This is a genomic window from Streptomyces sp. NPDC029159, assembly GCF_055564055.1.
In genome coordinates this window covers 30,120-53,737 of the sequence record NZ_JBVHWT010000021.1, presented here as the reverse complement: position 1 = coordinate 53,737, position 23,618 = coordinate 30,120, and the positions used below count along the sequence as shown (strand labels likewise).

The following is a 23,618-nucleotide window of genomic DNA, read 5'->3' as shown; positions in this document are numbered from 1 at the left end:
TTCAAGCAATCCCTGGCGGAAATCAGCGCACCGTACGCAAGCGATCAGTTACACCGTACAAAGAGAATCGCTTGCGACGCTTTCTCCTCGGGGACCAGCAGCACCTGGGCCTCGACCTCGAATCCGGCATCGCGCAGCCAGCAGCCCACCCGGCCGCAGCGCCCGATGGAAGTGCCCGATCACGGACGGCACCTCGTCGTCGGGAATGTGGATCAACGACTGCCAGGCCAACAGCCCGGCCACCGAGGCGGCAGGGAGGCCCAGGTCCGTCATCGAGCCCACCTCGAACCGCAGACCGGGTGATCGCGCCGGGCCACGGCGACCACGTTCTGAAACGATCGATCAGACGCCCTCGGTCACATCGCGCACGATGCGCTCGCACAGCTCGTGAGTCTTCAAGGCGTCAGCGGCGCTGAGGACCTCGCCGGCGCGCACCGAGTCGAGAAACGCCAGCACCGCTTGCTCGATGCCCCGCTGCCGGGCGACCGATACCCAATCGCCGCGGCGGCGAAGGGTCGGCTGCCCCTTGTGGTCGATGACCTCGGCAAGGTTCACGACCTCGCGCTTTGCGTCCTGTCCGGAGACTTCGAGCCGTTCCTCGGCGGACCCGCTCAGACGGTTCATGATCCCGATCGCCGTGAAGCCGGATCGCGCTTGGGAGCAGCTACCGCCGGAGAGCTGCAGGACGACATGGTCCATCAGCCCGTCACGGATCCGGGCGCGGACGTCGATGTGCTCGACCTCGCCCGGCACCAGGAAACGCAAGCTGTCCACGACATGGATGAAGTCGTCGAGCACCATCGTCCGCGGGTCCTCGGGCATCCCGACGCGGTTCTTCTGCAGCAGGATCAGCTCGCGGGGGTGGGCGAGGCAGTCGGCGTATCCGGGGGCGTGGCGGCGGTTGAAGCCGACGGCGAGGCCCACGCCGCGCTTCTCGGCGAGGCCGACGAGACGGCGGGAGTCGGCCAGCTCGTACGCGAGCGGTTTGTCGACATAGGTGGGCACCCCGGCGTCCAGCAGCCGGGCGACGATCTCCGGGTGCGCGGCGGTCGGGGCGTGCACGAACACGGCGTCGAGGCCCGCGGCGAGGAGCGCGTCCAGATCGGCGTGGCACTGCGCGGCGGGGATCCGGTGGGCGTCGGCGACCTGCCGGAGAGTGGCCGGCGTACGGGTCTGCAGATGCAGCTCCACCCCGGGCCGCGCGGCGAGGACCGGCAGATATGCCTTCCGGGCGATGTCGCCGAGCCCTATGCAACCGACCTTCATACGCGCTCCCTGTCCCGGACGGCCCGCCCGCTGCACGGCCGTCTGAATGCCCCGTGCCCGGTCGTCCTTCTGTCCCGTGCCCGGCTCTCCGTCCGGAGTTTACGGAGCGGGGTGGTGGGGCGGGGAGGCCGGGGACGAGGGGCTCGGGTCCGGCCGGGCGGCGGGGCGGCCCGGGTGCCGGAGCGTGCTCCCGGCCCGGCGGCGCTCCCGGCGAGCCGACGGCTCCTCGCGTCGCCCCGGGGCGCGCGCGATCACCCCTGCGGGGACTTCCCACGCCCGTCCGGGCCGGGAAAAGCTGCAAGGATGCACCGTTTGTCCGCTCTCGTGGTCCTCTCTGTGGTGGTCGCGGCGACCACCACCGGCTGCGTGACGCTCCCCTCCCGACCGGTCCCGACGGGCCATCATCCGACGCCTCCCGCCCCCACCGGCCGGCCCGATCCGGCCGCGCCGTTGCCCCCGCAGGGCCGGATCGGGCCGGTGACCACGCAACCGGCGCCCCGGCGGTCCGACGCCGCCGGCCGGGCCACGCCGCCGCCCGGCGGGTTCCCGCACCACTACGGCGGGGCCCACGGCGGTACGGGCGGCGCCCGGCCGCTGCCCCCGCCCGCGTCCCACCGGGAGCACGTGCCCGCGCCGCCCGTGCCCTCCCGGCTGCCGCGCCTCGGCGACGGCCTGTCGGCCGGTGCGGAACTGTGCGCCCTGGGACGGAAGTACGGCCGCTGGCAGGGCGACGGCGCGGCGCTGCGGATCTGCCGGCAGACGTACGGCTGACGCGGCGGGCCGGGAGCGACGGCGGTGCGGCGCGCTTCGGCGGCGCCCGGACCGGGAGCCGGTCCGGCTGGACGGCGGCCCGGTCAGCCCCGGCCCGGGCCGCCGTCCAGCCGTGCCCCGAGGCGATCGATGTCGGCGTACAGGGTCTGGCGGTGGGCGCCGTCGGGCAGGGCGGCGGCCCAGGTTCGGGCCCGCAGCAGGTGTGTCCGGGCGTCCCCGGGGCGGGCCAGCGCGGCGTAGTCGGCGACCAGGCTCAGATGCAGCGCGGGGAAGAGCGCCCGGAGGGCGGCGAGCGCCCGGTCGGTGGTGACGGCGGCCCGGGGCTCACTGCCCTCGCTCCGGGTGTCGTCGCGGCCCGGGCCGTCGGCCTTCCGCCCGGCTCCGGCCACCCCCGACACGCCGGTCCCCGCCGCTCCCGCCTCTCCCCCGTACGGCCCGGTGCACGGCTCGTCGCCCCCACCCTCCGGCATCCGGCGGGCCCGTCCGGTCGTGACGAACCCCTCCGCCGCCTCCAGAGCAGTGAGGTCCCAGGTCAGGCGGGCCTGCGGGGTGTCCTGGGTGGCGGCGAGGTAGTGGGCGAGGGTGCAGCGGTGGAGGGGGTCGGCGGACGGGCCGAGTTCGTGCCAGAGGGCGGCGAGGCGGTTGCGGGCCTCTTCGCGGTCTCCGGCGCGGTGCAGCATGACCGCCTGGCCGATCCGGGTCGGGACGCCGCCCTCGACCGTCCGCTCCTGCTGCCGCTCCGTCACGCTCGCTCCCACATCGGTCCGCTGCGGCCTCGCCACCCGCCGCTGCTTCCCGACGCTAACCGCCGGGCGCCGCCCCCGCGCGGTGTGGGCGCCACGCCCGGACGCCCACGGAAGCCGCTCGGGGTACACCGCGCACCGGCCCCGCCCGCCGACGCGCCGGACCGGGCCCGGGCCGGTCAGCCCAGGTCGGGGATGCGCCAGTCGATCGGGGTGTGGCCCTGGGCCGCGACCGCCTCGTTGATCTGGGTGAACGGGCGGGAGCCGAAGAACTTCTTGGCGGACAGCGGCGAGGGGTGCGCGCCCTGCACCACCGCATGGCGGTCCTGGTCGATCAGCGGCAGCTTCTTCTTCGCGTAATTGCCCCACAGGACGAAGACCGCCGGATCGGGGCGGGCGTCGACGGCGCGGATGACGGCGTCGGTGATCTTCTCCCAGCCCTTGCCCTTGTGGGAGTTGGCCTCGCCCTCCCGGACGGTGAGCACGGCGTTGAGCAGCAGGACGCCCTGGCGGGCCCACGGCATCAGATAGCCGTTGTCCGGCACGGGGTGGCCCAGCTCCTCCTTCATCTCCTTGTAGATGTTCCGCAGCGACGGCGGGGTCTTGACGCCGGGCTGCACGGAGAAGCACAGCCCGTGGCCCTGGCCTGCGCCGTGGTACGGGTCCTGGCCGAGGATGAGGACCTTCACCTGGTCGTACGGCGTGGCCTCCAGCGCCGCGAAGACCTCGTCGCGCGGCGGGTAGACCGGCCCCTGGGCCCGCTCCTGCGCCACGAAGTCGGCAAGCTCCTTGACGTAGGGCTTCGCCAGCTCTTCGCCGAGGGCGCCGCGCCAGGACTCGGGCAGCGTGTCGGTGACCACGTGAACAACCTCCGTTGTGCGTTCCGTAACTCGCACTCCAGAACCTACCGGCGACCACTGACAACGCGGCAACGCGCGGTGACCGGCCGGGGCCGGACGGCACCCCGCGGCCCTCATCCCACCCTCCTGACCAGGGAAAAGACGCGGGACGCCGGCCCGCAGTGACCGGCGTCCCGCCGCTGAGGTGGCCGGGCGTCCCGGCCGTCGCCCCGCTACACCCCGGAGTTGAGGAGGAGCCCGCCGTCGACGACGAGGGTCTGGCCGGTGATCCAGCCGGATGCGTCGGAGAGCAGGAACGCGGCGGCGCCCCCGATGTCCTCCGGCACGCCCAGCCGCCCCATGGGGTAGGAGGCCACGACCTCCTCCTCGCGGTTCTCGTAGAGCGCCGCGGCGAACTTCGTCTTGATCACCGCGGGTGCGATGGAGTTGACCCGGACCACGGGCGCGAACTCGTGCGCGAGTTGCAGGGAGAGGTTGACCATCGCCGCCTTGCTCATGCCGTACGCGCCGATGAACGGCGAGGCGCCGATCCCGGCCATGGAGGCGATGTTGACGATCGCGCCGCCGTTCTCCTTCTGCCAGGCGTGCCAGGTGCGCTGGGCGAAGCCGAGGGCGGAGATCACATTGGTCTCGAAGACCTTGCGGGCGACGCCGAGGTCGAGATCGGCGATCGGGCCGAAGACCGGGTTCGTCCCGGCGTTGTTGACGAGGTAGTCGATGCGGCCGAAGATCTCCATCGCCCGCTCGACGGCGACGGCCTGGTGGGCCTCGTCGTGCGCCTTGCCCGCGACGCCGATCGCGCGCTCCGCGCCGAGCCGCTCGACGGCCTCCTTGAGGGCGTCCTCGTTGCGGCCGGTGATGACCACCCGGTCCCCGCGGGCCACCAGCGTCTCGGCGATGCCGTAGCCGATACCGCGGCTGGCGCCGGTGATCAGCGCCACCTTGCCGGAGAGGGCGGGGAGCGCGTTGTGCTGCTCGGTCATGTGTCGTTTCTCCCGGTGGGGTGGTGCGGTCAGTTGAGCGGTCCGCCGGCGACGTACATGACCTGGCCGGAGACGAAGCCGGCCGCGTCGCCGGTGAAGAAGGCGATGGCGTTGGCGATGTCCGCCGGCTCGCCGACGCGCCGCACCGGGATCTGGGTGGCGGCCGCCGCCTGGAAGTCCTCGAAGCCCATGCCGACGCGCTCGGCGGTGGCGGCGGTCATGTCGGTGGCGATGAAGCCGGGGGCGACGGCGTTGGCGGTGATGCCGAACTTGCCGAGCTCGATGGCGAGGGTCTTGGTGAAGCCCTGGAGACCGGCCTTGGCGGCGGAGTAGTTGACCTGGCCGCGGTTGCCGAGCGCGGAGCTGGAGGAGAGGTTGACGACGCGGCCGAACCCGGCGTCCACCATGTGCTTCTGGCAGGCGCGCGCCATCAGGAACGCGCCCCGCAGGTGCACGTTCATGACGGTGTCCCAGTCGCTGTCGCTCATCTTGAACAGCAGGTTGTCGCGGAGGACACCGGCGTTGTTGACGAGGACGGTGGGCGCGCCGAGTTCGGCGGCGACGCGCGCCACGGCCGCCTCGACCTGCGCGGCGTCCGAGACGTCGCAGCCCACGGCGAGGGCCCGGCCACCGGCCGCGGTGATGGTGTCGACGGTGTCCTTGCAGGCCGCCTCGTCGAGGTCGAGTACGGCGACGGCGCGGCCCTCGGCGGCCAGCCGGACCGCGGTGGCGGCGCCGATGCCGCGGGCCGCGCCCGTCACGATGGCGACGCGCTGCTCGGTGGTGGTGGACATGCGGGTGCTCCCTAACCTCGTAAAGCCTCGAAATCCAGCCTCGACAAGCGGTGTGCCGCACCGTGCCCGTAGTGAGCAACCGCTTAGTATCTCCAGCACCGGTGACGCTAGAAGCCCGGCCACCCCCTGTCAACGCCCATCGCCGCGCCGTTACGCACCTCACCCGCGCACGACCACCCGCCCATGGGAAAAGCCGGAGCGCGGCCCATGGCCCCGCTCCGGCTTCCTCGCCGGTCCTTCTGCGGCTCAGCGCACCAGCAGCTCCAGCAACCGTCCGGCCTCGCCGGTGGGGTCGCAGGTCAGGCCGGTGTGCACCGGGCCCGGCTGGACGACGGTGCTGCGCGGCGCGATCAGCCAGCGGAAGCGGCGCCCGGCGTCGTCCCCCGCCGCCTGGCCCGCCAGCGCGCCGCCGTGGCAGACACCCTCGACGGCGCTGAGGGCGGCGCGTACGCCCTCCACGTCGGCGGCCGGGTCGAGGGCGAGCAGCCGCGCTTCGTCCAGATGGGTACGGGCCTCGACGAAGCGGTGGGCGTGGCAGTAGACGACCACCCCGGCGTTGATCATCTCGCCGCGTTCGACGCGGGGCACCACCTTGAGGAGCGCGTACTCGAAGACATCGCGCCCGTTGTGCAGTCCGGTCACTTCACTGCCCTCCGCGCAGGGAGCTTGCCGGCCAGCCACTCCGGCGCCCGGGACGGTCCGTCCGGGGTGCGTTCCCCCAGGGTGATGTGGTCGCCGATCACCTCGGCGCGGGCCAGCAGTGCCCGGACGTACGCGGCGCGCACCTCGTCCGGGGAGGCGAAGCCGGGCTCGTCGGCCAGCCACTCGTCGGGGACGTCCGCGGTGACCTCGGTGAGCAGTTCCTCGGTGATCTGCGGGGCGAACTCCGCGGCGGCCGAGGTGAGATCGGGCGCGAAGGTGGCCAGCACGTGGTCGGTCGCGTCGTACGGCTTGACCGCGGCCTTCTCCGCGCCCGGCCAGTTGTGGTGCCAGATCATCGTGGCGCCGTGGTCGATCAGCCACAACTTGCCGTGCCAGACCAGGAGGTTCGGGTTCCGCCAGGACCGGTCGACGTTGTTGATCAACGCGTCGAACCACACCACACGGCCCGCCTCGCGCGCGCCCACCTCGAACGCGAGCGGGTCGAAGCCGAGGGATCCCGGGAGGTAGTCCATTCCGAGGTTGAGCCCGCCGCTCGCCCTGAGCAGCTCCTGGACCTCCTGGTCGGGCTCGCTCAGGCCGATCACCGGGTCGAGCTGCATCTGCACCAGCTCCGGCACCCGCAGACCCAGCCGCCGCGCCAACTGCCCACAGATGATCTCGGCGATCAGGGTCTTCCGCCCCTGCCCCGCACCGGTGAATTTCATGACATACGTGCCGCAGTCGTCGGCCTCGACGATCCCCGGCAGCGACCCGCCTTCACGCAACGGCGTGACGTAGCGGGTCGCGATGACTTCGGTCAACATTTCCCCAGGCTATACGGCATGCGCACCTGAGAATCGACGGACCGGCATCGCGACCGGAAACCCGAATGCCCCGGATCGCCCCTCGGGGGAATCCCGGGAGTTTCCCGACAGCCCTCATTCCCATCCCCGAGCAGTCCGACGAACGGCCGTGCAGCCTTGCCTCCGGGTACCTCGGCCGCCTCTCGGGGCAGGCGTCCGACGCCGTGACCGTGCTCCAACTGCCACTCCCGACCGCGGCGTCCGGCCCGCGGACGGCCGACCGATGGCGGGCCTCCGCTGCGCGGCGATCGACGGCGCCCTGCCGGATCTCCTCGGCAGGGCTCCGTCCTTACGCGGCGGGCTCGCCGCCGAGGGGATGCGACACCCGGGGCGTCAGTAGCTGACGCTGACAACCTTCCAGGGAGTCTTGGCCGAGTACGTGCCCGGCTTGAGCTTGAAGGTCTCGCCGTAGCAGCCCATGTCGCTGTAGAAGGTCGTCACGAACCTGCTCTGGTTGGAGACCGACCGGCCGGTGAAAGGGAAACAGCCGTCGCCGAGAGGCGTTTCTTCACGGTATTCCTCGTCCCGTCCGTGGCGATTTCCCTCTTCCGCCCATGTGAGCACGGGGTGCGGGACGTGCGGGGAGGCTGTTTCCGGCCCCCGGGCGGATCCGCGGGGCGCGTGGAGGCCCGGTCGTGGAGCGGAGTGGTACGCGGGTGCGCCGGGCGCCGCCGTCCCGGGGGCTTCCGGGGGCGATGCGGCGGGGGCTTGGCTGATCAGAACTCGTCGGCGCCGTCGGGGAGTTCCGGCGCTCCGACGCTCCGACGACATGCTGCTGTTGCTTTGCTGGTGTCGATCCATGCAGCTCAGAGAAGGTGCGGCGGGTGCCGCAGGCCGGGCTGCCCCTCGGGCTCAGAGCTCCCGCAGGTGATCCCGGAGGCGGCGGGCCACCTGGCCCATGAGGGCTTCGGCGCCGGGCTGGGCGCTCGCCGGGACCAGCGACTCGGTGAGGACGGCGACCGCGAAGATCTGCCCGTCGGCGTGCTCGACCACCCCTGCCTCGTGCCGGAGGTTGAGCAACGTTCCGGTCTTGGAGGACCAGGTCGTGGCATCGGAGCTGAAGTCCGGCGCGAGGCGGTGCCGGAGCAGATGGTGGCTCATCAGCTCCCGGACACGCCCGGCGACCTCCGGCGCGATCACCGACGGCGTCCACAGCGCCTGGAGCAGATCGACATAGGCACGGGCGCTGCCGGTGTTGGCGCGGGTGGTGTCGAGCTGCGGTACGCGGTGGCCGCGGCCACTGGTGCCCGCGTCGATGGCGAGGGCGTGCGCCAGATGGGCCTGCCCGGCGTCGAACCGCTCCTCGGGCGTCTCGGACAGCTCGCGCATCCCGTGCCGGACGGTGATCCCGACCAGGCCGAACTCCTGGAGAATCGCGGCGACCCGGCTGGGCGGGGTGAGGCCGAACAGCGCGTCGGCGGCCGTCCCGTCGCTCACGCAGGTACTGAGGTAGAGCAGATCGTCGAGGGCTATCCGTACGGGATGCCGGAAGCGGCTCAGCCCGGTGGGGCCGGGCGTGGCGATCCGGCCCGGTGCCACGTCCAGCATCGTCGCGCCGTCGAGTTCGCCCCGCCGGATGCGCTCGATCGTCGCCAGCGCCAGCGGCACCTTGACCAGTGAGGCCACGGGCAGCTGAGCGTCCGGCTCGATCCCCACCTCCTCGCCCGTGTGCAGATCACGGACGAGGAGACAGCCGTGCAACCCGCCGTCGTGCAGGTCACGACGCAGCTCGCGCAGCAACGCTTCGGTATTCATGGACGACTCCGAGCGGTAGGGGCGGGGACGGTGGAGCGCTCCGGGCGGTGGGCGCCGGGGCCTGCGGGAGGGCGGGGCGGCGACGGCTTCAGGCGAACCGCCGAGGAGAGGGTCAGGCGCTGATCGGCACGGGACGGTCCGAGGGGCGCAACCGGCCGGTCCGGACGTCGCCGCCGTCCGCGTGATCGGATCTCATGAGGCCGCCCTGGTGCCGGTGGCACGGTCGGCGCCGAGGCAGCGGGCGAGGGCATCGCCCAGCCGGGCCTCCATGTGTCTTCCGGAGCCCTCCGCGGCGGCGAGCGCATAGCCGCGGGCCAGCGTGATCCCGCCGAGCGGCCGCCAGTGCAGGTCCAGTTCCGTGGCCTGCGCCGGGGAGCAGAGCAGCAGGTCCCGGCTGGTCAGGACCTCGGCTGCCGCCGTCGTCAGATCACTCGCGGTAACGAGCTGGGCCGGCCGCAGCCCCACCGCGTCCCGCAGCCGGGTGAGCGGATCGCGGATGTGCGGCACGTCGTCCTCCGGCTGGATCCAGACACGCCGGGCCGGGCCGGTGGCGGCGCGGCCCACCCGCAGCGTTTCGAGGTGGACGCGGCGTGGACCGGATCCGTCCGCGGCGGCGAGGCCGAGCAGCACCGTCCAGGGCGCGCCGTCCGGCGGCACGGCGAGCACTCCGGCGCGCACCTGGTGGGCGTGGAGGAGTTCCTGCCGCCGCGCCGGGGCCTCGGGACGCAGGTCGAGGGTGATGCCGTGCCCACGCGCCTCCGCGACGAGGCGGGCCCGGTCGGCGGTCGGGCAGACGGCGGGGACCGCGAGCCGCCACGGCCGGCTGCGGGCGGCCTCCGCTTCGTGCAGCAGCACCTCGGCGGCCTGGACGAGTTGCCGGGCGACAGGCAGCATCTCGCGGCCGAACGCGGTCAGCACCGCGCGCCGTGCGGTGCGCTCGAACAGCTTCTCCCCGAAGTGCTCCTCCAGCGCGGCAACGCGCCGGCTCGCCACCGACTGCGACATCCGCGCGGCCGCCGCCCCCACGGTGAAACTGCCGCGCTCGCTGACGCTGACGAATGCACTGCACGCTCCCACCAGATCCACGGCGGGACTCTATGCCAGATCCGCATGGAACCGCGCGTCGGCGTATTGGACCGCATGACGGGCGGGGGCAAGAGTGGCTGCACAATCCCGATCACCCACCGGGACGGGCCCGCCCGTCCCCGATGCGCCCTGCCCTCAAGGCGCCAGGAGGTCAGACCATGCAGCCGTCCCGTACCCGGGGTGCCGCTCGCGGCGCGCTCGCCGCGCTTCTCCTCGTCCCGCTCGTCGCCTGCGGCGCCGGCAGCGCCGAGGCGGAGGCATCGGCGTCCCCGAAGGCGACGCCATCCGCCGCCCGCCCGTTCGCCCAGGACCTGAAGCAGCTGGAGCGGAAGTTCTCCGCACGGCTGGGCGTCTACGCCATCGACACCGGGACCGGCCGCGAGGTCGCCTACCGCGACGGCGAACGCTTCCCCTTCAACTCGACGTTCAAGGCGCTGGCCGCCGGGGAGGTCCTGAAGCAGCGCACGCTGAACGGGATGAACGACGTGGTCCGCTATTCCCAGGACGACCTGGTCCCCAACTCCCCCGTCACGGAGAAGCACGTCAAGACCGGTATGACGCTCCGCGCGCTGTGCGACGCCGCCGTCCGCTACAGCGACAACACCGCCGCAAATCTGCTGTTCGACAAGCTCGGCGGGCCCAAGGGCCTCAATGCGGCGCTGAAGAAGCAGGGCGATCATGTGACGCGGATGGAACGCCTCGAGCCGCTGCTCAGCACCTGGGACCCGAAGTCCACCCGCGATACGACCACGCCCCGGGCCCTGGCCAAGGATCTGCGTGCCTACGTCCTCGGCGAGGCGCTGCGCCCGGCGGAGCGCACCCAGCTCACCACCTGGCTGCGGACCAACACCACGGGCGACACCCTCATCCGGGCGGGTGTGCCCAAGGGTTGGGTGGTCGGCGACAAGACCGGCATGGGCAGCAACTACGGCACCCGCAACGACATCGCCGTCCTGTGGCCCGAGCACTCCTCCCCCATCGTCGTGTCGATCCTGTCCAGCCACAAGGCGGAGGACGCCACCCCCGAGGACAAGATCATTGCCGAGGCCGCGTCGGTGGTCGCCCGCACCCTGAAGTGACCGAAGGCCGCCGGCGGCTGCCAGCAAGGAGGATCGCACCATGCACGCGGGGTCGCACCGGAACGAGGTGTGGCCCCGCCCGGGCACTGCCCATGCTCTGCCCGGAAGTGGCCGTCCTCCGCTCGCCCTACGGGTACCAGGGCGGGCGTCCATCGGCGGCCCACCGGCCCAGCGCCCGGCCGTCGACGAGGCGCAGCGGGTGGTCGAGTTCGGCGTTGGCCCGCCGTGCGTCCTGAGTGAAGTCGCTGGTCGTGACGATGAGCGCGATATCGCAGCGGTGGTAGGCGCGGTAGGTCCCGTTCACCTCGTACACGACGGGCGCGCCCACCCGATTTCCCGCCGCGAACCGCTTGCACTGGACCGCGATCCGACGGCCGTCGGTGAGCTGTACGAGGACATCGAGCGCCCGGTCGTTGGCGCCCCCGGACACCGTGGCCGCGCGGACCCCCGGATCCCGACGCGCGAGATCCGCGATGGCATGTTCGAACTGGCTACCGCTCATGTGCTGATACACCGCGATGCTGTGCGTGGCACCCGTACGGGCGTCGGCACGCACCTTCGGTCCCGGAAAGCTGCCGCCGCGTACCTGGTGGACGGTCACGATCGCCCCGAGCACCAGGACCGCGAGGAGACCGCAGAGGACGGGATACGCCCGGATCACCGCGATCACGACGAGGAGCACCCCCACAGCACCGGCGAGGCGCCCCGGGGTGGCCTCACGCATCTGCCGCCGCACGGTACGCCGCCGGGCCCGCGCAACCGGCCGACGGCGGGTGGCGGAGGGCCTTCGCACACCACCGCCCCGACGACTACGGGTCGAGATACGTCGTCGTACCGGTGCAGCCATCGGTCTCCCCGCTTCGACGGAGGCAGGCCGCATCCGGTCGGGCGCCTGCCGGGCAATCCCTGCAGTGTGCTGGGCCCCTACATCCGACCGGCGGAAAGCCCTTCACGTTGGCTGGTTGTCGCCCCCGGCCGACCTGGTTGCCGCCCTTCACCACCCTCGCATCCTGTGGGATGGCGGCCGATCTGAACGGCCGTGCAATCAGCGGCAGTTACCGAACTCACCACCGCCCCTGCGCCCCTTGGCCGAGAAGGTCGCGTGTTTCCCTAGGGGCGCCGCGCCTTCCCCCCCCCGGCGGCCATGCCGTCAGCGAGGTGCCGGTACCCGACCTACGTAGCCTGCCGCCCGGCCGGACCTCCGCGCCGCTCCAGGCCGGCCCTACCTGCTGGTGTGCTACCTGCTCGACGTCGCCTCGCAGGCGACGAGTGCGAACTACGTCCAGGTCGCCTATGGTCTCGGCCTGACCCATGGACATGCCAGGGGACCTGGCCACGCTCCCACGGCCACCTCACCTCCTCACCGGTCGCTTTCAGCTCTACACAGGGCTTGCATCAGTACTCTCAACGGGCCGCTGCGGCCCTCCCCAGCACGCCACCACGTCAACGGTCCGGGTCACCGTGGCCACCAGAGCCAGGGAGTGACGGACCAGCTCAGGAACGTACGCGGCGGGCACACCCGCGATCGCGTCCTCGGGCACCACTGCCAGATATCCGGCATTGACCGCGTCGAACACGGTATTCGGGATCGCCACATTCGCCGACACTCCAGCGATCACCACTGTGCGGCAGCCGAGGTTGCGCAGCAGGGCGTCGACATCCGTACCGGCCAGCGGCGACAGGCCGTGCAGCCGTTGCACCACGAGGTCGTCCTCCGAGACCGCTATCGGCGCGGCGACCTGGGCCGCGGAGGTGCCCATGACCTGCTGTACGGGCAACCGCTCGGCGGCCCGGAACAATCTGGCGTTGCGGCTGGCCCCCCGGCCGTCCGGGCGCCGCACCGCGAGCGCATGCACCACCTGCACTCCGGACCCGTGCGCCGCGTCGACCAGCCGCGCCACATTACCCAGCGCCCCTGACTCCCGTGCGGCGGCGGCAAGTTCCGGCAGCGCACTGTCCGTGCCCACCACGCCCCGCTGGCATTCCACCGTGAGCAACACCGTGGTCGCCGGATCCACTTGCGCCATCAGCCGCGCATCCACAACCATCCCCACCCCACCCTTCGCGCGCTCAGCGACCTCCGGAGCGGCTCCCCGGCGGTCCAGGCTCGTTCCCCGACCTCACCTGGCCCACCGGAGACCTCACCGCATGCCCTTGCATCCGGTCTCGCGCGCCCGCATCATTCCTGACGCTGCATCAGTTTTCAATTGACAAGGTTCGAAGGATCAACGGCGCAAGGAACGCCGCGTCATTTCCGTACGGGGTCGATACGGGGCAGGGGCACGAGCCCGCTCATGGCGGTCTGGCCGGCATCGGCGATCGGCCCGTGCTGGCCGACGGATGTACCACGCGTGACTGCGGCGTCCCAGTCAAGCCCGACACACCACCCGGCCCTGCGTCGGACCCCAGGCCGACATCAAGCGCGGATGTCACGAACTTCCCGACCACCCCCTACTACTCACTGCACAGCCCACCTCAAGTCGACGGCCAAGACGGAGGCGATTCATCGATGACGGAGACCACGAATGACGGCGGCACCGCTGACACCCAGCGGCGCGGGCGTCGGATCATGATGACGGCGGACGAGCGCGACGCCTTTCTCACCGCGCAGCGAACCTGTCGCGTCGCCACCGTGAGCGGGGACGGCGCTCCGCACGTCGGCGCGCTGTGGTTCGTCTGGGACGGCACCGCGCTCTGGCTGTATTCGCTCACCCGCAGCAAGCGGTGGAGGCAACTGCGGGACGACCCTCGGATCTCCGTGGTGATCGACGACGGCGAGGCATACGGTGAGCTGCGCGGCGTCGAACTGTCCGGCCGGGCCGTGTTCGTCGGGGAGGCGCCGCGTACCGGTCAGCCGTGCCCGGCACTCGATGCTCCCGAGCAGCTCTTCGCGTTCAAGTACTTCGGTATGGAGAGCATGCCGCACGACGGACGTCATGCCTGGCTGCGTCTCGTCCCGGACTCCGCCGTCTCCTGGGACTTCCGGAAAATGCCGACCGGCTGACCGCACTCGCACCGCCCCTTCATCCAGTCCGGGCAAGCGTGTTGCTCGTCGCATCTCGGTTTCTCTCATGCCTTCAAGCTAAGTTCTGACGCTGTCGCCCTTCATCAGGGAAATCCCCGATCCGGCTCGGGGATTTCCCTGACTCGCCCCTGAACCGCCCTCGGCACGAGCCGAGCCGGCAGGGCGCAACTGCCGCCTTGTGCATGCGATGTCAGTGGTCTCTGCGACAGTTGAGGGGTCAGCTCGACAGGACCCGTCCGCGCCATGTCGGCCGCGGCGGTCAGTCGGTAGCCGCGGCCCTCTGCCGCCGGGCGCCGACGAGGATGGAGGAGTTGCGGTGAACGTGTTCTTCCCCGCGCTGCGTGACGGTTCTTCCGCACCGGCGCTGCGCTTCGGCGAGCGCCGGCTGAATTACCGCCAACTCGGCGCAGCCGCCGTTCCGCTCGCCGAGCGTCTCGGCGGCCGGACGCGCGTCGCGGTGTGGGCGACCCCGACCCTGGAGACATCGGTGGCCGTGGTCGCGGCGCTCCTGGCCGGGGTGCCGGCGATTCCGGTGAACCCCAAAATCGGTGCGAGCGAGTTGGCCCACATCGTGGCGGACAGCTCGCCCGACCTCGTCCTCACCGAACCGGGCGCCGCATTGCCCGATGCCCTCGCCGTGCTCCCCCGTCTCGATGTCAGAATCGGCACCGCCGAGCAGCCATCCGCGCCGGAGACAGGCCAGATCATCGCGGACGGCGGGTCGGCGAGCGAACCGGATCCGACTCGGGAATCGAGCGCCTCGGCTCCCCACAAAGTGCCGGTACTCCCGCACGAACCAGGAGAAGAAGCTCCGGCTCTGATCGTCTACACCTCCGGCACCACGGGACCGCCCAAGGGGGTCGTGCTGCCCCGCCGCGCCCTCGCGCACACCCTCGACGCGCTGGAGGACGCCTGGCAGTGGACGGCCGACGATGTGCTCGTCCACGCCCTTCCGCTCTTCCACGTCCACGGCCTCATCCTCGGCGTCCTGGGACCGCTGCGGCGTGGCGGCAGCCTCCACCATCTGGGCCGCTTCACGTCGGAGGGGGTGTCCCGCGGCCTGTCCGACGGCGGGACGATGTTCTTCGGCGTGCCGACGATGTACCACCGTCTCGCTGTGGAGGCCGGTGACGATCCGGCGCTCGCCAAGGCATTGGGCGCTGCACGGTTGCTGGTCTCCGGGTCGGCGGCGCTGCCGCTCACCGACCACACACGCATCACCGCGGCGTGCGGCCGCCGGGTGATCGAGCGGTACGGCATGTCGGAAACGCTGATGAACACCAGCGTGCGGGCGGACGGGCCTCCGGCCACCGGTTCGGTCGGGGTGCCGCTCCCCGGCGTCTATCTCCGCCTGGTCGACGAGACGGGCCAGGTCATCGAGGGCGACGACGGCGAAACGGTGGGCGAGATCCAGGTGCGCGGCCCGAACCTCTTCGTCGAGTACCTCAACCGCCCGGACGCGACCGCCGAGGCGTTCGACGGCGGGTGGTTCCGTACCGGCGACATGGCGGTACGGGACGCCGACGGCAATTACCGCATCGTCGGCCGGAAGGCGACCGACCTCATCAAGAGCGGCGGATACAAGATCGGCGCCGGCGAGATCGAGAATGTGCTGCTGGCGCATCCCGCGGTGGCCGAGGCGGCCGTCACCGGTGAGCCGGATGACGACCTCGGCGAGCGGATCGTCGCCTGGGTGGTCATGACGCCCGATGGCGCGCAGCCCTCCGCCGATGAGCTGTCCGACCACGTCGCCCGCCAACTGGCCCCGCACAAACGGCCGCGCACCGTGCATTTCCTGGACGCGCTCCCGCGCAACGACATGGGAAAGATCCTCAAGCGTCAACTGGGCAGGTGACAACTCGGTCCGCAGCTTCCCCGGCACCGCTCGGTGCTGGGCGGCACGTCTCCGGGCTGCGTGGTGTCCACAGCACCCCGCCGTTCATCCGCTTCCGCCGCCCGGGCGGCCGGCCGAGAAAGGATCCGCCGCTCCTTCCACCTCCTTGCCCGCCGTCTGCAGAGCGTTGACGGCAGCGCGGATGGAGGGGCGGCGGTCCGCGTCCGCGCGCCAGATCGCATAGACATGGCGACGCATGGCGTGCCCCACCGGCACCACGCTCACCCCTTCCGGAACCGGACCGCGCCCCAGACGTGGCGCGACCGCCACGCCCAGGCCTGCGGCGATCAGGGCGAGTTGGGTGTGGTGCTCCTCGGCCATGTGCGCGATGCGCGGCTCGACGCCCTTGCTGCGCAGGGTGAACATCAGCCAGTCATGGCAGAACTCCCCCTGCGGCCAGGAGATCCAGGCGTCGTCGGAGAAATCCTCCAGCTCGACGGTGCGGCGGCGGGCCAGCGCATGGTTCGAGGGCATCGCCACATCCGCCGGATCGTCCAGCAGCGGAGCCTTGGCGAGACCGTCGGGCAGGGAGAGCGGGCGGTTGTACCAGTCCAGTACGACCGCGAGGTCGATGTCTCCACGCACCACTCCCCGCACCGATTCGTCCGGCTCCATCTCCGTCAGGCGGGAGCGGAGCTGCGGGTGGGCTCGGCTCAGCCTCACGAGCGCGGGCGGGAAGAGCCCTCGGGCGGCGGTCGGAAAGGCGCCGAGCCGAAGCTCCCCGACGGCTTGGCCGCGACGCGCCTCCAGCTCCGCCTCCGCCAACTCGACCTGGGACAGGATGCGGGCCGCATGATCGGCGAGCAAGCGGCCCGCGTCGGTCAGGCGGACACCACGACCGTTCTTCGCCAGCAGCTGCTGCCCGGTTTCCCGCTCCAGCTTGGCGATCTGCTGGGAGACGGCCGATGTCGTCACATGCAGCCCTTCAGCCGCCGCACTCACCGATCCGTGCCGCGCCACCGCATTCAGCGTCCGGAGGCGATCGAGGTTCAACATGTAAGCAATGCTAAGCGATACCCCCCATACATTCTCGCTTGTGCTACGACGTTGGACAGCTCATCGTGGTGCGCATGAGCACCACCGCCTCTCGCGCGACGCGCGCCGTCGCCCCTACTTCAACAGCCACCTCCTCGCCCACCGGCTGGCGGCTGCGCTTCGCAGTTCTGGCCTTGATCTGGGGCTTCAGCTTTCTCTTCATCAAGGTCGGCACAGAGGGCTTCGCGCCGCTCCAGGTGACCCTCGGCAGGGTGGCGTGCGGCGCCGCGGTGCTGCTGGTCGTGCTCGTCGTGAAGCGTCAGCGGCTACCGCGCTCGGTGCGGACCTGGGCGCACCTGACGGTGGCGGCGCTCTTTCTGAACGCACTCCCCTTCTCGCTCTTCGCCTTCGCCGAGCTGACCATTCCCTCCACACTGGCCGGCATCTGCAACGCCACCTCGCCGCTGTGGGGCATGGCCCTGTCGGTGGTCGCCCTGTCCGAGGACCGCCCCACGCGCCGTCGGGTAGCTGGTCTGGGCGTGGGGTTCCTGGGCGTTCTGACCGTGCTGGGTGCCTGGCAGGGCTTCACGGGCACGGATCTGACGGGCACCGCCATGGCTCTCGGCGCCTCCCTGTGCTACCCGATCGGCTGGATCTACGTGCGCCGCACCCTCGGCGGGGCCCAGGACTCCCACCTCTCCGTCTCCAGCGCACAGCTGCTGCTGGCAACCGCACAGCTCGCGGTGGTCACGCCGCTCTTCACCAGCACTCCGACCTCCTTCCCCCTCTGGCCCGTGCTCTCCGTGATCGCGCTCGGCACACTAGGCACCGGCCTCGCGTTCCTGGTGCAGTACGGGCTGGTCGCCGAAATCGGCCCCACCACCGCGCAGATGGTCACCTACTTCATCCCCGTGATCGCCACGGCCGCGGGGGTGGTGCTGTTGGGTGAGCAACTCAGCTGGAACACGCCGGTCGGCGCCCTGATCGTGCTCGCCGGCGCCGCCCTCACCCAGAGCAAGCCGCGCCGCTCCGCCCCTTCACCTGTCGTGGCCTCGGGCCCGGGCCCCTCCGCAACGCCTCCGCGCGCCACGGAGCAGACCGGCACTGCCGTACACGCAGACGTCTCCCCCACCGATCCGCCCGTCGCACCGCAGTCCGGTGCACCCGTGCTTCTTCCCGATGCGGCTCTGGCAGGCGGGACGCCGGAAGAACGCTGACCGACGGCTCGGTGGTCGGCCCGCGCGCGTCCGGCCACCTAGCCCCTATCCGAGGGGCCGCCTTCGTGCGGCCCCTCGGTCATTCGTAGCGCCGCGCCTCCCCGGAGCCGATGGCAGCCGCGACCGCCGCGGCCAACGGCTCGATGTCGGCCGAGGTCAGGCCCGAGACCGTGATGCGGATCGCGGGTGGTGACTGCATACGGAAGCGCGCACCGGGTGCCACCGCCCACCCGGCGTGCAACAGGCGGGCGACCGCTCCCGTCTCATCGGGCACCGGCACCCAGACGTTCATGCCGCTCCGGCCGTGGCCGGGCACCCCACGCACCGCGAGTGCGCGTATCAGGGCGTTCCGTCGCTCGCCATACGCCGCGGCCACCACTGCCGGATCGACAGCGGAACTTCGCCACAGGTGGGCGACGGTGTCCTGAAGCAGGTGGCTCACCCACCCCGGCCCGAGACGCTGTCTGCCGCGGACCCTGTCCACGGTCACCGGATCGCCGGTCATGACTGCCAGGCGCAGGTCCGGGCCGTACGCCTTGGCCGTCGAGCGCACCAGCATCCAGTGGTCGGTGGCGCCTGCAAGCGGATGGAGGGGGAGGTCGACGATGCCGTGGCCGTGGTCGTCCTCGATCAGCAGGACTCCGGGGTGCGCCGCCAGCAGGCTCCGCAATTCGGCGGAGCGCGCCCGGCTCACGGCAGCTCCGGTGGGGTTCTGCGCCCGGTCCGTGACGACGACGGCCCGCGCCCCCTGGTCGAGCGCCCGGGCCAGCTCCGCCACCAGCGGCCCCTCGTCGTCGACGGCGACCGGGGCGGCGCGGAGACCGAGCGCCGGGATGAGGTCGAGCAGGCTGCCCCAGCCCGGGTCCTCCACCGCCACCGTGTCGCCCGGCCGCAGATACACGTTGAGCGTGCGCTCGATGGCGTCGAGCGAACCGCTGGTCAGCGCTATCGGCCCGGCCGGAACGCCGTCCTCGGCCAGCGCAGCGAGCACCATCTCCTCCAGGGCGCCGTCCACCGGCGGCGCGCCGTAGAGCACCGGCCGTCCGGCACCGCGCACCGCGGCGGCCGCCACCGCCTCTCCCCAGGGGGGAAGGAGCGCCGTATCGGGGTTTCCTGCGGAGGCGTCCCGGACGCCCGGCGGCACCTCGACCCGGATCGCATCACGCGCCGTGCTCGCAGGACGCGGGCGTACCCGACTGCCGCGCCGCCCGGCCGTCTCGATCACTCCGCGATCCCGCAGTGTGCGGTACGCGGCGGCGACCGTATTCGGATTCACCTCCAGATAGACGGCCAACTCCCGCAGTGGAGGAAGGACTTCGCCCGGCTGGAGCTCACCGGCACCGACGGCTCGCTCGACACTGGCGGCAATTTCCGATGCGCGCCGCCCTTCGATCCGATACTCTTCTAGCACAAAGTTGATTATGCACTAGTGCAATGGAGTTGGCAATGTCCCAGACCCCGTCGCGCCACCGCCCGCAGATCCCTTCGCCGGGCCCGGACACCGCATCTTCCGGCGATGTCCCCTTGGAGTACGCGCCGACCGAGCGGACCGTTCCCACCCGGTCCGCCGACCGCGCCGCCTACGACCAGGAGACCGTCCACGCGATCCTCGACGAGGGATACGTCTGCCATCTGGGGTTCGTGCGGGAAGGCGCGCCGGTCGTTCTGCCCACGCTCTACGGCAGGGTCGGTGACCGTCTCTACCTGCACGGTTCGACAGGTTCGCGACCGCTGCGGGCAGCCGGGCAGCCGGATCCCGGCCTCGCGGTCTGTGTCACGGTGACGCATGTGGACGGCCTGGTGCTCGCGAAGTCCGCGTTCCACCACTCCATCAACTACCGCAGCGTGGTCGTACACGGCACCGCCCATCAGGTCACCGACCCGCAGGAGAAGACCGCGGCCCTCGACGCCCTCGTCGACCACGTCCTCCCCGGCAGGTCCGCCGATTCCCGCCCGGGCAACGCCAAGGAGCTGGCGGCCACCGCCGTCATCCGACTCGATCTGCATGAGGTCTCGGCGAAGATCCGCACCGGCGGCCCGAACGACGAGCCCGAGGACCTGGCACTCCCCCACTGGGCAGGCGTGCTTCCCGTGACCCCCGTGTACGGCACGCCCATACCGGCGGATTCCCAGGGCCCGGCCATTCCCGAGCCGGGGTATCTCACCGCGCGATAGGAGTCTTCCGTGCTGATCCATCCTTGGGACGCCCCGACCGATGACGGCGAATGGCAGCACTGGCTCGCCGGGCACGACTTCGGCCAGCTGGCGGTCAACGGCCCGTCGGGCGCGCCGCCGCTCGTGCAGCCGATGCACTTCGCATACGCGCCCGGGAGCGGTCAGGTCGTCGGCCATCTCGCCCGGCCGAATCCGATCTGGCCCGCGCTGGAAGCGGCGCCGACCGTGCTGTTGAGCGTGGTCGACGACTACGCCTTCATCCCCGGCCCGTGGCAGGCCGCCGAGGACGAGCCGCCCGAGCACGGCGTCCCCACGAGTTTCTACGCCGCCGTCCAACTCACCTGTCACGCCCGCATCGTGGATGCCCCGGAGGCCAAGGCCGTGCTGCTGCAACGGCAGCTGAATCATTTCCAGCCCGAGGGCGGTTCCGCGCCGGTCGCCGCCGACCAGGCTCCGTACGGCCGTCAGCTGGCGGGAATCCGGGGGCTGCTCCTGGAGGTCCAGGAAGTGCGGGCCAAATTCAAGTACGCCGGCAAGCGGTCCGAAGCGGTCCAGCAGCGGATATCCGATCGGTTGGCGGATCGGAATGCGCCCGGGGACGCCGCTGCCCGCGTCCACCAGCAACGCCGTCTCGCAGTCGCTCGCGAGGGGCGCAGCCGGAGGCCGTGAGGCGCCCGCGGCCTGCACTGACGACAGGCAGCCCGGGGTTCGGCAGTCGGTGTGACCAGCCGTTCGCCGCCCCGGGCGACGGCCCTCTTCTTCGTCAATCGGGCAGCGGATCTGCCGAGGGCACCGGGGTACTCCCTGCCAACCGGCACATCCGCCAATCGGCGTGCACCCGCGCCTCTTCCGCCAGACAGCGGTTACCGGTGGCCACGCTCGCCCGTCATCTCCGCGTCGCCGGCGGTCACGGCTCCGGGCGCCCCGGCGACCACGGTGGTCTCCTCCGTGCGTCCGGCGGTCGGAGTCGACGATTGTGCGATGAAGGCACCGACCAGCACCACGACGCCGCCGAAGATCTGCGGAGGGGAGAGATGTTCACCCAGCAGCACCCAGGCCAGGACCGTCGCGATCACCGCTTCCAGACAGGCCAGCACACCGGCCACCTGGGGCGACAGCCGGCGGATGGACACCACACCGGTGAGATAGGCAAGAACGGTCGCGACCAGCACGATCCAGGCGAGCAGCAGCACGGCAGGGACACGGGTGCCGTTCATCGAGGTCGTTCCGCCGAGCACCGACCATGCCATTCCCCAGGGCCGGGCGATCACAGTGAGGGTGATGGTGCCGATCAGCAGCCCGTAGGCGACGACGCCGAGCGGATCGACAGTGTCCTCGCCGTCGGTTCCGTGGTCCGAAAGAACGAAGTAGCCGACCTGGCAGCAGGCGGCGCCGAGGGCGAGAGCGAGCCCGAGCGCATCGATGCTGAGGCCGGACCACACCTCGACCACACAGGCCAGGCCACCGACGGCAAGGACCACACCGATCGCGGCGGCGCGGGTGACCGGCCGCTTCTGCACGAAGCGGACCCAGCCGAGCACCAGGGCGGGCGCCAGATACTCGATGAGGAGCGCGACGCCGACGGGGATGCGGGAGAGGGCGGCGAAGTAGCACGCCTGAACGCCCGCGACGGCGAGCAGCCCGAAGCCGACGAGCAGCCCGGGGCGCCGCCGTACCAGGGAGCGGTGGCGCCAGGCGACGGGAAGCATCACCAACGTGGCGCCCGCGACACGGAGCCAGGTGACGTGCAGGGGCTCCAGTCCCGCCTCGATCAGGGGTTTGGCGGCGACTCCGGAGCCGCCGAAGGCGACGGCGGAAATCAGGGCGAGAGTCAGGCTCATTCCGCGGCCCGAGGCTGTCGGGGGCCCTTCCGCCCCAGGGGTGGGAGGGTGCGCGGACGATGCCGCGGCACCATGAGTGGCCTGCCCCGGCCGGGCGTTCATGGCGGCGGGGCTCCCCGAAGACGCGTGCATCGGGTCATCATGACAGCCGTCATCGGCGGAGTCACCGCTTACCGGCTCTGTGTTTCCCGGTCCGCCAGGCAGCCGTCAGGTGGCCATCACCCCAGGTCGGCGGTTTGTCCGTCCAGGCGAGCCGCGAGTCGTGCGGTGTCGACGGAGGCCCGGCGCAGCACCTCCACGGCACGGGACTCGGGGTCGTCCACCAAAGCGGCCAACAGATCCAGGCACCCCGCGCGGAGGTCGTAGCGGGCGTGCGCGCGGTCGAGGGCGCCGTCCATGGCGGCGGCCGCGGCGGGCGACCACCCCGGTACGCCGCCCTCGGCCACCACAGGTACCGCGCCGGAGTCCTCGACGGTGCCATGCCACTGAAGCCCGTAGCCGATGCTGCGCTGGACGAGGTAGCCGAGGAGCCGGGCGATCTGGGGCGACCCGCCGTCGAAGGCGTCCCGTACGGCGGGGTCCCACTCCAGCAGGCCGTGCAGCAGGTGCGCGGTGTCGACCTGACGATCACCGTCCCGCGTGGCCCGTCGGCGGGCAGCGGATATCACCGACGCCAGCTCAACGGTGAGCTGTGCGTCCATATCCACCCGCGCGGGGACCTCCCCGCCGCTGTTCGCAGCACGGTATTGCACGCCTACCACCCCACCAGCCGCGAAAGGCCCGGGCATCCCCGGCGGGAAGCATTTGCGCATCCCACCGTGGTTGGGGAGAAGCCCGGCCCTTCTCCTCCGTAAGGAGGAGAAGGGGGCACCACAAGGGTGAAATATCCAGGCTTCCCCTTCTTCGCCGGAAAAGACTGAGCTGCAGATTCCCGGCGTTCCCCCACAACGGCCCCTGGAATGCCATCCATGACAGCAATCCGCCGCGGCGTCCCACCGCAGGAATCCGGCGAGTGACCGCGGCACCACGCCCTTCGGAGGCACCAGAGGTGGCTCATGCCCCGTAGACATTGACGAGCCATCAGCCTTGAAGGTTGCAGTCGGCGCGGCTACGTTCCGCGGACCCGTCAGGCATGTCGTCACCAAAAAGGGGTGGTCGTATGGCCGCAGTCACCGCGCAGGCCCGCATCGAGGCTCCGGCCGGGCCGATCTGGGAGCAGCTCACCGACTTCGACAACTACGGCCGGTGGAACGCCACGCACACCGACTTCCCCCGGGGCGGGCCGGATCCTCTGCGGGCGGGTGCGGAATACGAGGAGAACATGAAGCTGATGGGCTTCCCGGCCGAGGTCCACTGGACGGTGCAGGAGCTGCTGCCGGAACGACTACTGGAGATCCGGGGCAAGGGCCCTATGGGCGTGACGCTGGCGATGCGGTACGCGCTGGAGCCCGACGGCGAGGCGACGACGGTGCGCATCGACGGGGAGTTCACCGGCGCCGCGGTGTCCCTGATGGCCGGGAAGCTCAAGACCTCCGCGAGTTCGGCGCTGGAGACATCGCTCCACGAACTCGCGGCACTCATCGCCTGACACACCCCGATGAGCGCGTCATGGTGCGCGGTGAAGCCCCGGCGCACGGCCGCCCATGCAC

24 protein-coding genes are annotated in these 23,618 nt (G+C 71.5%); 8 read left to right on the top strand and 16 right to left on the bottom strand.

The genetic code is table 11. From position 1 onward, the window contains the following. Positions 1-48: 48 nt before the first annotated feature. Both ACZ4U4_RS29275 and ACZ4U4_RS29270 read right to left on the bottom strand, forming a co-directional pair. Positions 49-273 (bottom strand): class I SAM-dependent methyltransferase, encoded by a 225-nt coding sequence (locus tag ACZ4U4_RS29275; RefSeq protein WP_467880457.1) that lies wholly within the window; start codon positions 271-273, stop codon positions 49-51. Between the two features lie 69 nt (positions 274-342). After that, complete coding sequence (locus ACZ4U4_RS29270) at positions 343-1,266, bottom strand: Gfo/Idh/MocA family protein (protein WP_467880454.1); 924 nt, start codon at positions 1,264-1,266, stop codon at positions 343-345. A gap of 312 nt (positions 1,267-1,578) precedes the next feature. On the opposite strand from ACZ4U4_RS29270, the gene ACZ4U4_RS29265 reads away from it, so the two are divergent. Next, positions 1,579-2,037 carry a hypothetical protein gene (locus ACZ4U4_RS29265; protein WP_467880451.1) on the top strand — a complete coding sequence of 153 codons (459 nt, stop codon included), beginning with the start codon at positions 1,579-1,581 and terminating at the stop codon, positions 2,035-2,037. A gap of 83 nt (positions 2,038-2,120) precedes the next feature. Here the strand turns inward: ACZ4U4_RS29265 and ACZ4U4_RS29260 are convergent, their stop codons facing one another. The 8 genes from ACZ4U4_RS29260 to ACZ4U4_RS29225 all read right to left on the bottom strand — a co-directional run bounded on the left by ACZ4U4_RS29260 (position 2,121) and on the right by ACZ4U4_RS29225 (position 9,763). After that, entirely contained in the window at positions 2,121-2,783 is a 663-nt protein-coding gene (locus ACZ4U4_RS29260; RefSeq protein WP_467880449.1) for a hypothetical protein, read from the bottom strand. A 176-nt stretch (positions 2,784-2,959) separates the two neighbouring features. Next, entirely contained in the window at positions 2,960-3,640 is a 681-nt protein-coding gene (locus ACZ4U4_RS29255) for a uracil-DNA glycosylase (protein ID WP_467880447.1), read from the bottom strand. A gap of 212 nt (positions 3,641-3,852) precedes the next feature. Next, complete coding sequence (locus tag ACZ4U4_RS29250) at positions 3,853-4,623, bottom strand: SDR family oxidoreductase (RefSeq protein WP_467880444.1); 771 nt, start codon at positions 4,621-4,623, stop codon at positions 3,853-3,855. 29 nt (positions 4,624-4,652) lie between these two features. After that, on the bottom strand, positions 4,653-5,417 hold the full coding sequence (gene fabG / locus ACZ4U4_RS29245) for a 3-oxoacyl-ACP reductase FabG (protein ID WP_467880441.1): 765 nt from the start codon (positions 5,415-5,417) through the stop codon (positions 4,653-4,655). Between the two features lie 246 nt (positions 5,418-5,663). Beyond that, positions 5,664-6,059: a DUF3037 domain-containing protein gene (locus ACZ4U4_RS29240; RefSeq protein WP_467880438.1), complete on the bottom strand. Its 396-nt coding sequence runs from the start codon at positions 6,057-6,059 to the stop codon at positions 5,664-5,666. Then, positions 6,056-6,883 carry a HipA family kinase gene (locus ACZ4U4_RS29235; RefSeq protein ID WP_467880435.1) on the bottom strand — a complete coding sequence of 276 codons (828 nt, stop codon included), beginning with the start codon at positions 6,881-6,883 and terminating at the stop codon, positions 6,056-6,058. The genes ACZ4U4_RS29240 and ACZ4U4_RS29235 overlap by 4 nt, the downstream gene beginning before the upstream one ends. Before the next feature lie 891 nt (positions 6,884-7,774). After that, positions 7,775-8,677 (bottom strand): serine hydrolase, encoded by a 903-nt coding sequence (locus tag ACZ4U4_RS29230; RefSeq protein ID WP_467880433.1) that lies wholly within the window; start codon positions 8,675-8,677, stop codon positions 7,775-7,777. A gap of 192 nt (positions 8,678-8,869) precedes the next feature. Then, positions 8,870-9,763 carry a LysR family transcriptional regulator gene (locus ACZ4U4_RS29225; protein ID WP_467880430.1) on the bottom strand — a complete coding sequence of 298 codons (894 nt, stop codon included), beginning with the start codon at positions 9,761-9,763 and terminating at the stop codon, positions 8,870-8,872. A 158-nt stretch (positions 9,764-9,921) separates the two neighbouring features. On the opposite strand from ACZ4U4_RS29225, the gene bla reads away from it, so the two are divergent. Next, a complete protein-coding gene (gene bla, locus ACZ4U4_RS29220) occupies positions 9,922-10,842 on the top strand; it encodes a class A beta-lactamase (protein ID WP_467880427.1) in 921 nt (306 codons plus the stop codon). 127 nt (positions 10,843-10,969) lie between these two features. Here bla and ACZ4U4_RS29215 read toward each other — a convergent pair whose 3' ends face one another. Then, positions 10,970-11,566 carry a restriction endonuclease gene (locus ACZ4U4_RS29215; protein ID WP_467880425.1) on the bottom strand — a complete coding sequence of 199 codons (597 nt, stop codon included), beginning with the start codon at positions 11,564-11,566 and terminating at the stop codon, positions 10,970-10,972. 655 nt (positions 11,567-12,221) lie between these two features. Then, on the bottom strand, positions 12,222-12,890 hold the full coding sequence (locus ACZ4U4_RS29210) for a cysteine hydrolase family protein (RefSeq protein WP_467880422.1): 669 nt from the start codon (positions 12,888-12,890) through the stop codon (positions 12,222-12,224). Positions 12,891-13,351: 461 nt separating this feature from the next. Here ACZ4U4_RS29210 and ACZ4U4_RS29205 point away from each other — a divergent pair, with 461 nt between their 5' ends. Together ACZ4U4_RS29205 and ACZ4U4_RS29200 are read left to right on the top strand one after the other, a co-directional pair. Further along, on the top strand, positions 13,352-13,846 hold the full coding sequence (locus ACZ4U4_RS29205; RefSeq protein WP_467880419.1) for a pyridoxamine 5'-phosphate oxidase family protein: 495 nt from the start codon (positions 13,352-13,354) through the stop codon (positions 13,844-13,846). A gap of 337 nt (positions 13,847-14,183) precedes the next feature. Next, positions 14,184-15,722, top strand: coding sequence for an acyl-CoA synthetase (locus ACZ4U4_RS29200; protein WP_467880416.1), 1,539 nt, complete (start codon positions 14,184-14,186; stop codon positions 15,720-15,722). Between the two features lie 84 nt (positions 15,723-15,806). Here ACZ4U4_RS29200 and ACZ4U4_RS29195 read toward each other — a convergent pair whose 3' ends face one another. Then, positions 15,807-16,757: a LysR family transcriptional regulator gene (locus ACZ4U4_RS29195; RefSeq protein WP_467880413.1), complete on the bottom strand. Its 951-nt coding sequence runs from the start codon at positions 16,755-16,757 to the stop codon at positions 15,807-15,809. Positions 16,758-16,831: 74 nt separating this feature from the next. Here ACZ4U4_RS29195 and ACZ4U4_RS29190 point away from each other — a divergent pair, with 74 nt between their 5' ends. Then, the gene (locus tag ACZ4U4_RS29190; protein ID WP_467880411.1) at positions 16,832-17,953 is read left to right on the top strand and encodes a DMT family transporter; all 1,122 of its coding nucleotides are present in this window, start codon (positions 16,832-16,834) and stop codon (positions 17,951-17,953) included. 79 nt (positions 17,954-18,032) lie between these two features. On the opposite strand, the gene ACZ4U4_RS29185 is transcribed toward ACZ4U4_RS29190, so the two are convergent. Next, entirely contained in the window at positions 18,033-19,364 is a 1,332-nt protein-coding gene (locus ACZ4U4_RS29185; protein ID WP_467880408.1) for an aminotransferase class I/II-fold pyridoxal phosphate-dependent enzyme, read from the bottom strand. A 35-nt stretch (positions 19,365-19,399) separates the two neighbouring features. Between ACZ4U4_RS29185 and ACZ4U4_RS29180 the strand changes: the two genes are divergently transcribed. Together ACZ4U4_RS29180 and ACZ4U4_RS29175 are read left to right on the top strand one after the other, a co-directional pair. Continuing rightward, complete coding sequence (locus tag ACZ4U4_RS29180; protein ID WP_467880405.1) at positions 19,400-20,128, top strand: pyridoxamine 5'-phosphate oxidase family protein; 729 nt, start codon at positions 19,400-19,402, stop codon at positions 20,126-20,128. Positions 20,129-20,137: 9 nt separating this feature from the next. Beyond that, positions 20,138-20,797, top strand: a complete 660-nt coding sequence (locus tag ACZ4U4_RS29175) for an FMN-binding negative transcriptional regulator (RefSeq protein WP_467880402.1) — start codon at positions 20,138-20,140, stop codon at positions 20,795-20,797. 194 nt (positions 20,798-20,991) lie between these two features. Here ACZ4U4_RS29175 and ACZ4U4_RS29170 read toward each other — a convergent pair whose 3' ends face one another. Together ACZ4U4_RS29170 and ACZ4U4_RS29165 are read right to left on the bottom strand one after the other, a co-directional pair. Next, positions 20,992-21,969, bottom strand: coding sequence for an EamA family transporter (locus ACZ4U4_RS29170; RefSeq protein WP_467880399.1), 978 nt, complete (start codon positions 21,967-21,969; stop codon positions 20,992-20,994). 218 nt (positions 21,970-22,187) lie between these two features. Then, positions 22,188-22,670, bottom strand: coding sequence for a peptidase (locus tag ACZ4U4_RS29165; RefSeq protein WP_467880541.1), 483 nt, complete (start codon positions 22,668-22,670; stop codon positions 22,188-22,190). Positions 22,671-23,128: 458 nt separating this feature from the next. On the opposite strand from ACZ4U4_RS29165, the gene ACZ4U4_RS29160 reads away from it, so the two are divergent. Continuing rightward, positions 23,129-23,557, top strand: coding sequence for a type II toxin-antitoxin system Rv0910 family toxin (locus tag ACZ4U4_RS29160; protein WP_467880397.1), 429 nt, complete (start codon positions 23,129-23,131; stop codon positions 23,555-23,557). The last annotated feature ends 61 nt before the right edge of the window (positions 23,558-23,618 follow it).

What these genes read in the sequence shown, in the direction of transcription:
- ACZ4U4_RS29275 (WP_467880457.1), bottom strand. Translation starts at nt 273, where the DNA reads ATGACGGACCTGGGCCTCCCTGCCGCCTCGGTGGCCGGGCTGTTGGCC.
- ACZ4U4_RS29270 (WP_467880454.1), bottom strand. Translation starts at nt 1,266, where the DNA reads ATGAAGGTCGGTTGCATAGGGCTCGGCGACATCGCCCGGAAGGCATAT.
- ACZ4U4_RS29250 (WP_467880444.1), bottom strand. Translation starts at nt 4,623, where the DNA reads ATGACCGAGCAGCACAACGCGCTCCCCGCCCTCTCCGGCAAGGTGGCG.
- fabG (WP_467880441.1), bottom strand. Translation starts at nt 5,417, where the DNA reads ATGTCCACCACCACCGAGCAGCGCGTCGCCATCGTGACGGGCGCGGCC.
- ACZ4U4_RS29235 (WP_467880435.1), bottom strand. Translation starts at nt 6,883, where the DNA reads ATGTTGACCGAAGTCATCGCGACCCGCTACGTCACGCCGTTGCGTGAA.
- ACZ4U4_RS29230 (WP_467880433.1), bottom strand. Translation starts at nt 8,677, where the DNA reads ATGAATACCGAAGCGTTGCTGCGCGAGCTGCGTCGTGACCTGCACGAC.
- bla (WP_467880427.1), top strand. Translation starts at nt 9,922, where the DNA reads ATGCAGCCGTCCCGTACCCGGGGTGCCGCTCGCGGCGCGCTCGCCGCG.
- ACZ4U4_RS29215 (WP_467880425.1), bottom strand. Translation starts at nt 11,566, where the DNA reads ATGCGTGAGGCCACCCCGGGGCGCCTCGCCGGTGCTGTGGGGGTGCTC.
- ACZ4U4_RS29210 (WP_467880422.1), bottom strand. Translation starts at nt 12,890, where the DNA reads ATGGTTGTGGATGCGCGGCTGATGGCGCAAGTGGATCCGGCGACCACG.
- ACZ4U4_RS29205 (WP_467880419.1), top strand. Translation starts at nt 13,352, where the DNA reads ATGACGGAGACCACGAATGACGGCGGCACCGCTGACACCCAGCGGCGC.
- ACZ4U4_RS29195 (WP_467880413.1), bottom strand. Translation starts at nt 16,757, where the DNA reads ATGTTGAACCTCGATCGCCTCCGGACGCTGAATGCGGTGGCGCGGCAC.
- ACZ4U4_RS29190 (WP_467880411.1), top strand. Translation starts at nt 16,832, where the DNA reads ATGAGCACCACCGCCTCTCGCGCGACGCGCGCCGTCGCCCCTACTTCA.
- ACZ4U4_RS29180 (WP_467880405.1), top strand. Translation starts at nt 19,400, where the DNA reads ATGTCCCAGACCCCGTCGCGCCACCGCCCGCAGATCCCTTCGCCGGGC.
- ACZ4U4_RS29170 (WP_467880399.1), bottom strand. Translation starts at nt 21,969, where the DNA reads ATGAGCCTGACTCTCGCCCTGATTTCCGCCGTCGCCTTCGGCGGCTCC.
- ACZ4U4_RS29165 (WP_467880541.1), bottom strand. Translation starts at nt 22,670, where the DNA reads ATGGACGCACAGCTCACCGTTGAGCTGGCGTCGGTGATATCCGCTGCC.
- ACZ4U4_RS29160 (WP_467880397.1), top strand. Translation starts at nt 23,129, where the DNA reads ATGGCCGCAGTCACCGCGCAGGCCCGCATCGAGGCTCCGGCCGGGCCG.